The organism is Leeuwenhoekiella polynyae (assembly GCF_004104075.1).
GTDB classification, from domain to species: Bacteria; Bacteroidota; Bacteroidia; order Flavobacteriales; family Flavobacteriaceae; genus Leeuwenhoekiella; species Leeuwenhoekiella polynyae.
The window spans coordinates 262,677-275,623 of the sequence record NZ_QOVK01000002.1 but is presented as its reverse complement, the minus strand read 5'-3'; the positions used below and the strand labels follow the sequence as shown (position 1 = coordinate 275,623).

The window sequence follows — 12,947 nt, the reverse complement described above, 5'->3', positions numbered from 1 at the left end:
AATTGAATAGGTCAAGCTTTATCAATATACGATCTAAGAAAAATTATGGCAATTAACCCATTAAATAGAAAGAACATAAAAATAAGCATTGGGATAGGCATTTTTCTTTCCATTCTTGCCTTCTTTTTTATTCCAAACCTGGATATCAACACACTTAAGGTAATCTATCTTAACAGGGATCAATCTTTGGACGAAACCTTTAGGATTATTACAAATTTGGCGTACCCGATAGTCTTTAGTATTCCTGTTTTTGTATTAATAAAGGGATTGATAAAAAAGGAAATAATCACAATCCAAAATATGCTGTATGTCATCATTTCAATTTTTGTTGCAGTCGTTATTGTTACGTTGTTTAAGTATGGCTTCAACAGAACAAGGCCATTCATTATCTATGATTATTTAGAAAAAACCAAAGAAAGTTTAAGCCCTTCATTTCCCTCTGGTCATACAACGCTAACATTTGCTATGGTGGCTGCCCTGGTTAATGTATATAAAAAATGGTTTTTAAAATTGATTTTATTTATCTGGGCAATATTGGTAGGCTATTCCCGATTGCATTTAGGTTTGCATTATCCGAGTGATGTATTGGGCGGAATTATTATTGGGGTATCATCTGCTTTGCTTTGTTATAAAATGAGGCAAAATCTCATTAATAAAAAAAAGTTGCTTTTAAGCTCTGATTTCAAACCCCTTTAAGATATGATAGAAAATTTAAATTCATTGGACACCAAGCTTTTCCTTTATCTTAACGGAAAGCACAATGCTTTTTTTGATCCGATTATGTATTGGGCAAGTGATAAACTGTTTTGGATACCCTTTTACACTGCAATCGCAGCTCTTTTGATTTGGCACTACAAAAAAAGAAGTATCCCGATTTTCCTTGCCATTGGGATTCTTATTACTTTGGCAGATCAAATAGCCTCGCACCTTATAAAGCATACGGTAAAACGCTTGCGGCCATCTCATAATTCGGCATTGGAAGGATTGATACATTTGAGCAAAGCCGGGCCGGGAGGCCAATATGGTTTTGTGTCGTCCCACGCGGCCAATGCTTTTGCCCTTGCTGCATTTTTATTTTTCATTTTACCAAAGAAATTCAATTGGTTAAAATGGATATTGGGCTTTTGGGCATTATTGGTTTCCTACAGTCGGATATATAATGGTGTCCACTATCCGGGTGATGTAATAATAGCGGCTTTGGTAGGAATAGGTTTAGGCTATTTAATGAGTAAATTGTATTTTTTCTATAAGAGTAAAGCAGAAAAACAGTTTTCAAATGTTTAAAAATATAACCCGTCTGGTCTGGATACTTTCCCTGGTAAGTATGTTTGCCGATATCGCAAGCGAAATGCTGTATCCCATTATTCCCGTTTATCTTCAAAATATTGGGTTTTCCATATTTTTAATAGGTGTTCTGGAAGGACTAGCCGAAGCGACCGCAGGACTTAGCAAAGGCTATTTTGGAAACTGGAGCGACAGGATAGGAAAACGGATGCCCTTTGTACGGGTGGGCTATTTTTTGAGCGCGCTCTCCAAACCGATGATGGCCGTTTTCGTTTATCCGATCTGGATATTTTTTTCAAGGACTATTGACCGCCTCGGGAAAGGTTTTCGTACCGCCCCAAGGGACGCGCTGCTTTCGGGAGAGGCCACATTAAAGACCAAAGGGCAGGTATTTAGTTTTCATCGGGGCTGGGACACCTTGGGCGCGGTATTCGGCCCTGCACTCGCACTACTGTTTTTATATTTTTATCCGGGCCAACTTAGGTGGCTTTTTTATATTGCTTTTGTTCCGGGGATTATTTCGGTAGGCATTACCTATTTTAGAAAGGAGAAACCATTGCCAACAAAAAAGCAAAAAAGTTCCCCAGGGTTCTTTTCATTTTTTAAGTATTGGAAAATTGCAAGCCCCACCTACAAAAGGTTAATTGTGGGGCTTATTACTTTTTCCCTTTTCAATAGTTCGGATATGTTGTTATTGCTCAAGGTAAACGAGGCCACGGGAAGCGAAAACAATGTCCTTATGGTCTATATCTTTTATAACCTGGTCTATGCCCTTGCCGCATTTCCGCTTGGTTTATTGGCAGACCGTATCGGTATAAAAAAGATTTTCCTTTTTGGACTGATCCTTTTTTCGGGGATTTACTTCGGAATGGCAGAAGCGGGAAACAATACCCTTTTTTATGTTCTTTTCGGGATTTATGGAATTTATATGGCAGCCACCGAGGGCATCTCAAAAGCGTGGGTGGCCGGCCTGGTCAAGAATGAGGAAGTGGGCACGGCAATGGGGCTTTTTGTTGCATTGCAAAGCATCGCTTTAATGGTTGCAAGTGCATTTGCAGGATTGTTATGGACATTTTACGGGGCATCGGCCACCTTTCTGCTTACCGCAATAATGAGTATCTTAGTATTTCTGTTTATGTTGTTTTTTGTTCCCAAAACCAAAAATAAAATGGAACATCCACAATAACTTTTTTAATTCAAAAATAAATAGATATGGCGTACAAGAAAATTTTAATTGCCGTGGATAGCAGTGAGTATTCAATGAAAGCCGCTAAAAAAGGCTTGGAACTCGCTCATCAATTAGGGGCTAAAGCAGCATTGCTTTTTGTAATCGAAAAATCGAAAGCACTTGGCAATGTAGATGCCGGGATCACACACGAACAGGCCTTGATCGTATTAAAGAAAGAGGCCGAGCAAACCTTGGATGAATTGGCCCAAATGTACAATGGGAATGAGCTTTTAAAATTTATGCCCGAGGGCAATCCGGAAGAGGATATCCTAAAAACCGCACAAAACTGGAAGGCCGATCTACTTGTACTGGGAACTCACGGAAGGACAGGGTTAAAACATCTTTTGATGGGGAGTGTTGCAGAACGGGTGATGCGCCATTCCAATATTCCGGTAATGATGGTTTCTTGAAAATTGGAATTAACACATTTAGCTTTTATTCTGAACTATTTGATTGGGGATACGCTTTTAAAAATCCAAAAACCGATAAACGCCCAAATCAAAATGATTATGCCCCCGATTACCCAATTGTTCTTTTTGTTCCAATTATAGTCCTTTGCCCTTGTCAAACACTCCGCTTTCACATCATCACGGATAAGCCTGAAAGCGAAATAAATGCCTATCGGCAACAAAATTAGATCGTCCAAATAGCCAATTATCGGGATAAAATCTGGAATAAGGTCTATGGGGCTCAGGGCATAGGCAATGATTAAATATCAATGCCTTGGCATACCAAGGTGTTCTTTTATACTTATAGGCCAAATGCAGTAGCACCAATTGTTGCTTTAACTTTTTTGCCCAAGCTTTTAGTTTTTTCATAATTATACAGAAAGTATTCAGATGCTAAAGGATTAGCACACAAAAAAAGACAACAAATAAAATTTGAATCTTTTTATTGTTTTTTAGTTTAAGATATTCATATATCTTTGTTCTCACGGATAAAATCGGTGCAAAGGTTACCTATTCGGTTACCTCGATTTATTGAAATAGACTAAGTGTCTGGTTATTAAAATATTGTCAAGTGGCAAGTTAGTTCTGCCACAATATTTTATCAATGCATTGCCGTAAGTAAAAACAATCGTCAAAAATTAATCACGCTATCCAACGCATCGTCAGCATCTTTGTGGATGAAGTTGGCCTGATAGTTTATGGTGGTAGTAACAGAGGAGTGTCGATATAGTTTTTGAAGCATCTGAATGGGGATTTTATCGCCCGAGATATTGCCAAAACTATGCCTTGCAATGTGCATACTCATTTTTTTTGTTATACCCAGTTTGTAAGCAATTTTTTTCAAGTGTCTATTTAGGTTTCGTGTTATACCTTGTGTTCTTACAGAAACCCTTTGTGAATCATTTAAATCAGTATCTTTAAGATAATGGAAAATTAAATCGTTATCAAGACTATAATTTTCTCGATATCTATCAAGTATAGCACTCGCCTTGTCGGGTGTTTTAAGGGTAACCAGTTTGCTGTTTTTGTTCATACGGTACATTAATCTACCATCATTGAAGTCAGACCATTTTAATTTTAAAACATCACCAACCCTTATGCCAGCGAAATAAAAACTAATGAGCCAGACGTGAACTGCTTTCTTTTGAGCCTCAGTTAAGTCTGTGGCATTCTCTAATTTTTGAATTTCCTTTCGATTCAGTCCAATTTTTTGTGATTCAGGAATTTTAATCTGAACCTTCCCTTTTCCAAAAGGATATCTACCCCGGTCAACTAATGATTCGGATATGGCAAGGTTATAAATGGTGCGTATTAGAATCAGATAGTTCACTACCGTTCTCGGCGAGCGTTTTTTATTGTGAAGTAAGTAAGCCTCAAATCGTTTGAGAAGTGGGACATTGAGCTCATTAAAAGATAACTCATTTTTTTTAAGAAAACCTTTGAACTTTTTAAGGCGACCAAGCTCAGTATCGTACTGATGATGCTTTTCTCTGTTCTTTAGATTTTCAAGATGCATATTTGCCACTGCAAAAAAATCAACTTTTTTATTTTGCCTTATATTTTTTTTTATCGCTTTGACTGTTTGATAGTCCGCATTGTTTTCGGCTTCTAAGACTTTTTTATTTGCCTCAGCAACTTTAGCAAGTATAAAGTTGTTGATGATATTGGCATTGGGGTGGGATTTTCTAACACATCTATTTTTCTCATCCCAGTACTTTTCTTCAATATGTTGCCCGGTTCCCAAATAAGAACTTTTTCTGTCTTTAGTAATCCTGATAGCTATCGGATAACGACCTTCCGGATTCTTTTTTTTGCGGAGTACTGCCTTAACTGTTGCCATAATAAAAACTTTAGATTATAAAGATAATAAAAAGAGGTACAACATAGGTACAACATTTAATGCTTTTAATTGATATTATTTGACTACAAGTTCTATTAAAATTTAATTAAAACATTGAATATCAGTATAATTGTGTTTTATTGGTCCTATACGGTTAAAAACTCATAACCCGAAGGTCACTGGTTCGAGTCCAGTTCCCGCTACTATAAACACCCTAATTAACTGCAAGCCAGCTAATTAGGGTGTTTTGTTTGAACTAAGGCGGGCCACATTTGGGCCATAACTATTAACCTGCAAATTGCTTGATTTGCTAAGGGTTAAAAAAAAATGCCTACACCTAAAAAAAATGCTCAAATTTCAAATAGGATAGCATTCCTAGATTACGAGCCGGCAGAAGTCAAAGAACTCAAAAACAACAACTGGAGAATCGTATTTCGCTGCCGCATACCTGGAAGCAATACCATGAAAAGATTTAGACGCCGCGTTAAGCCAATGTCTAATAAAAAAGAGCGTATGCGTTACGCAAAGAAGATCTGCGCGGCTATCAACCAAAAACTAGCTGAAGGTTGGTCTCCCTTTACAGACGATACAGCAAATAAAGAATATAGAAGCCTTCAAGAAGCTATCAACCGCTACGAGAAGGAATGCAACACAATGGTAGATCGCGGCCAGATGCGGCCAGATACGGCAAGATCTTACAGCTCTCAATTATCCCAATTATCTAAATACCTTGAACACATAGGAGAACCTAATTTGTTTGCGGCCAGCTTTAACCGTGCTTTTATGCGTAAGTATTTGGATCACATCTATTATGATAAAGGCAGAACCCCCAGAACCGTAAATAATTATCTAAGATTTGGTAGCCAGTTTGCAAATTGGCTTGTAGAGCGTGAGTATCTGGTCACGAATAGCATTAGCGGAATACCGCAAATGGTAAACCAGAAGAAAAAACGCGAAATCATAGACCCTCACACTCGCAAACAAATAATTAAAGAGCTTAAGCGCAACAATACTGGGTTTCTTGTATGCTGTTTGATGGTCTATTACTGTATGATACGCCGAACTGAACTAACAAAATTACGCGTAGGAGACGTTAAGTTATTAGAGGGTGTGATAGTAGTGCCTTCTGAAGTTAGTAAAAACAAAAAAAATGATACCGTCACTATTCCCCAAGCCTTTATATCTTATCTCGTAGATCATTTAAAAGGAGCTACCAATCAAGACTTTTTATTTAGCGAAAATTTTAAACCCGGGGGCAAGGGGCTAAGTCCTAAAAAAGTTAGTGATACTTGGGCGGCCCTGCGTAAAAAAATAGGCTTCAAGAAAGAGTACCAATTTTACTCTTTAAAAGACACTGGTATCACACAATTATTTTATTTGAATGTACCTCTTATAAAAATTAGAGATCAAGCTCGACACCATGATATAAAAATAACCGAAAGTTATACGCCTCGAAATTATAAGAAAGATAAAACACTCTTTAAGCTTGAGAATGAATTTTAAAAAGAGAAAAAAATAGAAACTAACTAAAAACGTGTATTTTTTGTATTTCTGTATTTTTAAACTGAAAATTCACGTTAAACCCCGTCAACACTATGATACAAAAAAATACAAAAATTAATCGTTTTGTATTTTTAGTCTCTTAAAAATACAAAAACACTGTTTTTGACACTGTAAGACCGCTTAATCTGGTCGGTTTTTGTGTTAAAAAGTGTTAATGCGAATATTTAATAAACTTTACTTTAAGACATATTTTACACTTATAATAGGTGATTTAGTGTATATTCGTCTTTAAATTGTCTTAATGACAACTTTTTAAACATCACTTCATACTTTATGGTTGCAGATAATTTAAATAAAAATCTACAAAGCAACATCGAAACTTGGTTTGATGCCCTAGTTGCTAATTTACGTTTTGATCAGACGCTTTTGGAACATGAAATTTTGCAGGAAGAAAAAAAAGAGGTCTATACTGCAATGATTAGTGGAGATCACGATTTTATGCATAATTATGCAAGGAACGGAAGCTCTACATACTTTATTAGAAATATGGTTGATGCCTATATATCTGATATTATCAAAGCTAAGAGTAAACCAAAAAAATTGGCTTTAGAATTGTCTAACTCAAAAATTCTAGTCTGGGCAGAAATTACGGAAGATGACGAAATAATGGAAGATGCTTTGATTTTAGCTGAGGCTAAGATAAACGCCCATTTTTCTGATTATGGTTTTCACGTTTCGTCTACCATTGTCGAAGACGTTGATGGATTGCAAATTCCAGAGCATTACCGAAGTATAGAAATAGCTTAATTTTCAACTTTGGGATCATTTTCAGAACACATTACACAAGCAAGTAATAATCTAGACTTTTTAGAATCAACTAATAAAAATTCAAGAGATCATTGGGATTGGCAAGTTACAGTCTGCTTTTATTCTGCATTACATCTTATAAATGCTCATATTGCCGCTAAGGCAAATAAAAATTATCTTTCTCACAATCAAGTAGAACAGGTAATAAATCCATTTAGGCAGCTTTCGGTAGCTAAGTTAGATGAAGAAACATACAAGTCTTATATCAAGCTTATGCAACTATCTAGAAGGTCTCGCTATCTTCTGAATGAGAATTTTAAAAAAGAAGATGTTACAGATATTCAAAAAGCCTGCATCACTTATGATAAACACTTTAAAAAAGCTATTTATCATTTGGACGTAATTATGCAATATTTAACCCAGAACCACAATGTAAACTTTAAGTCTCATTGCCTTTCGTGTGCTGAACTAAAAGGGCGTAAATTTAATAATTTTACGGTAGAATAATTTTACAAATAAAATCAATATTTTCATGAGAAATGAAGATCTAATTTCTGGTATTACTAAAAGATTAGATGATTTCCACTCCAATAAAGTTATAACCCACGAAGATTTTAAAAAACTCATTAAAGAATGCTTATCAGCAAATTGCAATTTATTTTTACAAGGTATTCAGATTACGATAATAAATAATTCGGAGAAGGGTCTATGCAATTTAACCTTTGAAGAATTGGTTGAGAAGAACATAGTAGATATGTATTTCAACAATCATTTTAATGAACTTATGCTTTATTCAAACAAGGATTTATCTAATATTTTTAGCAAAAGATAAAAGAAAAGCCCGCACATTACGCGCGGGCCTTTCAACCAACTAACCAACCAAAATTTTCACTCGTATATAATTAGATCCCCTTCAACTGCCGGTGATTGCACCGGTGTTTTTTCTGCCTCTACTTCTGGCTCCGGGGTTTCGTCACTTATAACTTTCTTTTGTGACACATTGTATTGCAAACCTATTTTGTTACCGCGGTTTTTCTCTACCTGCGCATAGTTGTTTACAAAAGTTTCATCAACTCGATACACTTTTAAACGCACAGGAGCATCATAGTCACCCTTAATGCCGCCGCGCGTACCACCTTTACCATTTTGCTGAAAAATCACTATAAAAATGGTGTTAGGATGCTGCTTGCGTAAATCATTAAAGCCATTAATAGGCGCGTTTAACTCTTGAAAACTATCTATTACAACAAAATTAAATTTATCTGCTATTGCGTGTACCGTATCAATACCCTGCGGAGCTTCACCAGTAACCGCTAGTTTTGATTGATTACTAGCCTTAATGTTGCGGTTAAAAGCATTTTGAGTGTCTTTACTCACTAGGCCGCCCTGCTCCAGATCTAAATAAGCCCCTTTAAAGCCATAATCTAAAAAAGCATCTGTTAATTGCGTAACAAATTCAGTTTTACCCGCGTGAGGATCTCCAGTTAATAAAATAGCCAGCTGGTAAGCTTGCAGATCTCCTAAAAGTTTACCTATTTCACCCGGAAGCCTAAAGGTATCTATCTTTTTTGCCGGCCCTTCACTAGCAATTACAAAACCGCCGGGCAAACCGGTTGTTTTTTTCGCTTCTAATTTCTCACCTAATAGCGCCAACTGTTCACCGGGTTTTGCTTTTTCGTTCTGTTCTTCAGCTTTAGATTTTTTAGCCGGTTTCTTTTTTGGTTTAGGATCTGGTGCTGGTTCTGGGTCTGGTTTAATACGATTTTGCACGTATTTTAATTTTTCTGCTTCAGTAAGTGAAGAATATATAACGCGATTTACAACCTTTGGGTTTTGCTTCTCATATTCTACAACCAGCGGGTTGCGGGTGTTTAATTGTTTTACCGGTTTGCTTTCCTTTTGAGGTTTTGGCTTCGGTTTAGGTTTTTTCTTGGTTTTAGTTTTCTCTGGAGCTTTCACCGGCTCTATAACTAAACCTTTTAAATAAGCCGGTTGCCCGTCTTTATCTCTATCTAAAATATAATCGCTACCGGCTTGCGACTTTGAGGCAGCTCTAAAAAAGAAGCGGTTATCTTCTTCTAAACTTTTAACCAGGCGACTGTTCCAACCGCGTAAATATTTAGCTGAATTTTGTAAAGTTTCAAACAAAATGCCACTTTCTGCACACAAGAAAACCGCGCCTAATTCTGCTATTAATTCTTCAAAGGCATATTCTTTTTTACCGTCAAATATATTAAAGCGATCTAAACGGGATCTATGGCCAGTACTGTGTATCATTTCATGAAACAAAGTAGAATAGTAGGATTGTTCACTTTTAAATGCTTCAATAGGTGTCATACGTATATGATCTGAACCGGGAGAGTAAGCCGGTTGATCCCCGCCAAAAATAAATTTGGGAGGCTTAGGCATCGCTTTTACAATTGCTTCAGCAATTTCTATACGCTCACGTTCTGGCTTGTCTACATTTTCATTTTTTGGCAAATCTCCCCACTCTATACCTTCTACATCTGCGCCAGCAAAAACATTGTAATACTTCAGGATAGGAATGTAACTGTTTGCCAGTTTATCAAATTCTTTATCATTTGTTATGCTGCGAATTTTACTGCGGTTTTTCTTAAGCCATGCAATAAATTTCTTTTGATTATAAGTGCCAAATTCAAGAATTATATCTCCTGTATTGGGGTCTTTTTCTGTATGAGAATAAAGCTTAGTAAAATAAACTACTCGAACGCCTTTACTACCCTTTTTAAGTTTACCGCCGTGTTTTTCAATCTGGTTAAACGTTAGAAAATAAGGGTTTGATAAATCTCTAGGAAATAATGCCGGGCCTTCAGCTGTTATTTTAACCTCAAAATTTGTCAACACAAAATTGATGCCTCTATACCCTTTTTTACTGTCATAATTGATAGCTTGCCAACCATTAAATAAACTCGTCTTTTCCCACTCACGTTGCCACGGCAAATGGCCCACTTCTTTAATTGTATTAATCACCAGATCTGTGATGTACTGGTAAATTTCATCTGGAGAAACCGCTTTATTTAGGCCGGTATAATCTTCGTCTGGGTTTTCTTCAAACGGTAAATTGTCTGTTATGTAGTTAGGTATTTCTTCAATAACCGGAGCGCCTATGTTTATATCAAAATAGGGATCATCATAAGCGTTTAGAATTTTTTCTATACGCTGGGCTAGTGCCGGTTGATCCTGTTTTTTAGCATTTACATATATTTTGTGAAGATCTGCGCGGCTCACTTGCGAGCCGTTAAGTCCGTTTATTTCTTTAACTACATTCATTGTTTACGCGTTTATGGTGAAGGTCTGGCCTAGTCCTTCAAAGGTTAGTTCGTACTTAAGTTGGCTTTGATTTAATAAAGCATCTGCGGCTGCGTTAATAAGCGCGCCGGCATTCTGCATATTAATCATAACAGGAATGTTACTTACGTTGATGCCGTTTTGCGCCGGGATCTCAATACCGGGGATCTGCGGGTAACTCTCACCGAGAAACTTACCAGCACGGTCAAAAAAGCGTATTTTCTGAAGGTTAAGAATTTTACCGGTGCTAATCGTAAGATCTTGCTGGGTAGGATTGAAAACCTGTAAATCAACAAACAAACTAAGCGAATCTAAGCCGTTTAGTTTAATGTTTTTAAGCTTTGTCACCTTTACTTGCAGCTGCTTTGCCACGGCAGCAATACCGGTAACTTTATCTTTTGTCAGAAGGGCCAGACCTCCAAGAGCTGCGCCGCCTATTAGCAAATATTTAATCATATCGTAAGTATTAGGCTATTAGTTGCTCTTGATGCTTTTTAATTTTGTCATTACGGTAAACATCAAGGCGTAATTTATTGCCTTCAGGTATAACCCGTAATTCAAAACCAGCATCACCGGCAATAGTAGAAGGTGCAGAAATATCTACATTGTGCAATTCCTTACCAAACTGTATACTGGCCTCTTGATCTGCTTTGTCTATTGATTTTACAACCACTTTAGGCACACTTAAATATTTATGCCCGAAATAGGCCAGTACACCCGCCCCGGCGAAAATTCCTAAAGTTTTTAATCCTGCATTGTCTTTTTGCTTTTTTGCCATGGTTTTATTTTTTGAAGTATTTATAAATGAAAAATATTAGTGTCAGAATAACCAGAACCACAACGCCGCCGGTAGGAAAACGCGAAGCATCACTATTGCTATTGCGGCCGCTGGCTTCGTTTTCAGTTTTTAGGTTTGTCTGGCCTTCGTTTAAATCTGTAGAATTATCTGTAACGCTCTTGTGTATGCTGTCGTTAGTAATTTCGTTTTTTTCGGTATCGCTGGAGCTTTCAGATATTGAAGCATTTTGAAGCTCCCACGTGGTTGAGCCGTCTTGATTTTCGGTTTTAGTTGCGCTGCCGGGCTTGTCAGGATCTACAAGATTTACCGTTACATTGGCCGCTTTTTTTGTTTGCTGAAGCTTACGCCCATAAATAGCCGTGCAATCCTTTTTTATCGCCGTTTGGGTTTCCTGCTTAAAGCTGGTATCAATTACGCTTTTTTCGCTTTTAGCATAGCGCTCTGTAGCTTTTTTCTTAGTAGAACAGCCTACAAACATTGCAGCGCTGGCAATCACAAAGGAGGCCAGCAAGGCATAAACTATAATTTTGGTTAAGTTAATTCTCATTGCTCGAATTTATCAACGGTTAAAAATTCAATCTCTACCACTTCACCAGCTTGCAATGCTTTAAGGATCTGCGGGTAAATTAATTTATAAGCTTCACGGCTTTTGCCTATATAATTGGCTCCCGCTTCATTGGTCATACCTACCAGCAAACAACCGGCAGTATCTTTATCAGTATTTCCGGCGTGAATAAGAATGTACTCAAACCCCGGAACGTTTAAGATCTGGAGCATACCCTTGTGAAATTCTGGGCCGTATTGCGATAAATAACGGCTATGAAAACCGCCCACGGTACGCAAACCTATTTTGTAGATCCCGTCTGGTATGCGGGTTTCGCTATGCACTTTTTTAGCGCGGTATTGATCCTCTAATGTATAACAAGCAAACCGGCCGTTAATGAGTAACGCGCCGTTTGTGTGGTCTGTGTCGCTGTTGTATCTGGTTACTATTATTTTCATTTTCTGCCGTTGTTAGGTGCTGGGGTTGTGTTTATATCGCTTACGTCTATAACAGAACTTAATAAGTGCATGATGTCTGGATCTGAAGCATTTTTTTTTGCGATAATGGGAAGGATCAAACTAAGCTTAATCTCTAACTCGTTTAGCTTCTGTTGAGTTTCAACAAGTTTTTTGCTTAACTCTACTATTTTGGCATCGCGTGAGGCTCTATATTTGCCTATTGCTTCAGCTATTTTAGGAACACCCAAAGCGGCTACAATCGCGCCTATACCTGTTGCAATGGCCGCTATTTCTGTACCTGTCATTATTGTAATTCTTTTACACGTTCTTTAATTTCATTTTTAGTTGCTTCGCTTAAGTTGGGGTTTTGTAGCAAATCATCTGCTATTGTATTAACCTCTTGATAGCTAATTATTTTAGCTTTAAATACCGGCATATCTTTATAATAGCGCCACGCTGTGCGTATAGCCGTTATTGCCAGAACCGTAAAAGCTATTTTATAATCGTGCTGGTAGATGATATCGTAATTGTGAATCAAAAATGTGAATATTACCATACCCACCGCCGCAAAAAAGAATTGAAATTCTTTGACCGTTTTGCCACGTTTGTAATTGGCGTTTTTCTTTTGGCTACGCATCACGCTTGCGCCTATGACAATAAAAGCGACAATTGCCGCAAGCGTGATAACTATAGCCGTTATTGTTATGGGGTGAAGGGGTTTCATAG

Annotated in this window: 17 protein-coding genes; 8 read left to right on the top strand and 9 right to left on the bottom strand. The window is 37.3% G+C overall.

From position 1 onward, the window contains the following. The first annotated feature begins 45 nt into the window (after positions 1 to 45). From DSM02_RS04365 to DSM02_RS04350, 4 genes are read left to right on the top strand one after another with little or no spacing between them, the layout of a single operon-like run. Positions 46 to 696 (top strand): phosphatase PAP2 family protein, encoded by a 651-nt coding sequence (locus DSM02_RS04365; RefSeq protein WP_073100020.1) that lies wholly within the window; start codon positions 46 to 48, stop codon positions 694 to 696. A gap of 3 nt (positions 697 to 699) precedes the next feature. Continuing rightward, a complete protein-coding gene (locus tag DSM02_RS04360) occupies positions 700 to 1,284 on the top strand; it encodes a phosphatase PAP2 family protein (protein ID WP_073100021.1) in 585 nt (194 codons plus the stop codon). Beyond that, complete coding sequence (locus DSM02_RS04355) at positions 1,277 to 2,470, top strand: MFS transporter (RefSeq protein ID WP_073100022.1); 1,194 nt, start codon at positions 1,277 to 1,279, stop codon at positions 2,468 to 2,470. Before DSM02_RS04360 ends, DSM02_RS04355 begins: the two co-directional genes overlap by 8 nt. 26 nt (positions 2,471 to 2,496) lie before the next feature. Continuing rightward, on the top strand, positions 2,497 to 2,922 hold the full coding sequence (locus DSM02_RS04350; RefSeq protein ID WP_073100023.1) for a universal stress protein: 426 nt from the start codon (positions 2,497 to 2,499) through the stop codon (positions 2,920 to 2,922). Positions 2,923 to 2,957: 35 nt separating this feature from the next. On the opposite strand, the gene DSM02_RS04345 is transcribed toward DSM02_RS04350, so the two are convergent. Beyond that, a complete protein-coding gene (locus DSM02_RS04345; protein WP_231929544.1) occupies positions 2,958 to 3,188 on the bottom strand; it encodes a YkvA family protein in 231 nt (76 codons plus the stop codon). Positions 3,189 to 3,592: 404 nt separating this feature from the next. Then, positions 3,593 to 4,801 (bottom strand): site-specific integrase, encoded by a 1,209-nt coding sequence (locus DSM02_RS04340; protein WP_073100024.1) that lies wholly within the window; start codon positions 4,799 to 4,801, stop codon positions 3,593 to 3,595. A gap of 327 nt (positions 4,802 to 5,128) precedes the next feature. Between DSM02_RS04340 and DSM02_RS04335 the strand changes: the two genes are divergently transcribed. The 4 genes from DSM02_RS04335 to DSM02_RS04320 all read left to right on the top strand — a co-directional run bounded on the left by DSM02_RS04335 (position 5,129) and on the right by DSM02_RS04320 (position 7,943). Continuing rightward, a complete protein-coding gene (locus tag DSM02_RS04335) occupies positions 5,129 to 6,304 on the top strand; it encodes a tyrosine-type recombinase/integrase (RefSeq protein WP_128764520.1) in 1,176 nt (391 codons plus the stop codon). Between the two features lie 333 nt (positions 6,305 to 6,637). After that, entirely contained in the window at positions 6,638 to 7,111 is a 474-nt protein-coding gene (locus tag DSM02_RS04330; RefSeq protein ID WP_128764519.1) for a hypothetical protein, read from the top strand. A 9-nt stretch (positions 7,112 to 7,120) separates the two neighbouring features. Then, positions 7,121 to 7,618 (top strand): hypothetical protein, encoded by a 498-nt coding sequence (locus DSM02_RS04325; RefSeq protein WP_128764518.1) that lies wholly within the window; start codon positions 7,121 to 7,123, stop codon positions 7,616 to 7,618. 25 nt (positions 7,619 to 7,643) lie between these two features. Next, a complete protein-coding gene (locus tag DSM02_RS04320; protein ID WP_128764517.1) occupies positions 7,644 to 7,943 on the top strand; it encodes a hypothetical protein in 300 nt (99 codons plus the stop codon). A 56-nt stretch (positions 7,944 to 7,999) separates the two neighbouring features. Here DSM02_RS04320 and DSM02_RS04315 read toward each other — a convergent pair whose 3' ends face one another. The 7 genes from DSM02_RS04315 to DSM02_RS04285 are packed head-to-tail and all read right to left on the bottom strand — an operon-like array spanning position 8,000 to position 12,945. Beyond that, positions 8,000 to 10,402: a zincin-like metallopeptidase domain-containing protein gene (locus tag DSM02_RS04315; protein ID WP_128764516.1), complete on the bottom strand. Its 2,403-nt coding sequence runs from the start codon at positions 10,400 to 10,402 to the stop codon at positions 8,000 to 8,002. Between the two features lie 3 nt (positions 10,403 to 10,405). Next, a complete protein-coding gene (locus DSM02_RS04310) occupies positions 10,406 to 10,876 on the bottom strand; it encodes a hypothetical protein (protein ID WP_128764515.1) in 471 nt (156 codons plus the stop codon). 10 nt (positions 10,877 to 10,886) lie between these two features. Next, positions 10,887 to 11,198: a hypothetical protein gene (locus DSM02_RS04305; protein ID WP_128764514.1), complete on the bottom strand. Its 312-nt coding sequence runs from the start codon at positions 11,196 to 11,198 to the stop codon at positions 10,887 to 10,889. Between the two features lie 4 nt (positions 11,199 to 11,202). After that, a complete protein-coding gene (locus tag DSM02_RS04300; RefSeq protein WP_128764513.1) occupies positions 11,203 to 11,766 on the bottom strand; it encodes a hypothetical protein in 564 nt (187 codons plus the stop codon). Then, positions 11,763 to 12,221 (bottom strand): DUF5675 family protein, encoded by a 459-nt coding sequence (locus DSM02_RS04295; RefSeq protein WP_128764512.1) that lies wholly within the window; start codon positions 12,219 to 12,221, stop codon positions 11,763 to 11,765. The genes DSM02_RS04300 and DSM02_RS04295 overlap by 4 nt, the downstream gene beginning before the upstream one ends. Continuing rightward, the gene (locus DSM02_RS04290; RefSeq protein WP_128764511.1) at positions 12,218 to 12,526 is read right to left on the bottom strand and encodes a hypothetical protein; all 309 of its coding nucleotides are present in this window, start codon (positions 12,524 to 12,526) and stop codon (positions 12,218 to 12,220) included. The genes DSM02_RS04295 and DSM02_RS04290 overlap by 4 nt, the downstream gene beginning before the upstream one ends. Then, positions 12,526 to 12,945: a hypothetical protein gene (locus DSM02_RS04285; RefSeq protein WP_128764510.1), complete on the bottom strand. Its 420-nt coding sequence runs from the start codon at positions 12,943 to 12,945 to the stop codon at positions 12,526 to 12,528. Before DSM02_RS04285 ends, DSM02_RS04290 begins: the two co-directional genes overlap by 1 nt. Positions 12,946 to 12,947 lie beyond the last annotated feature (2 nt).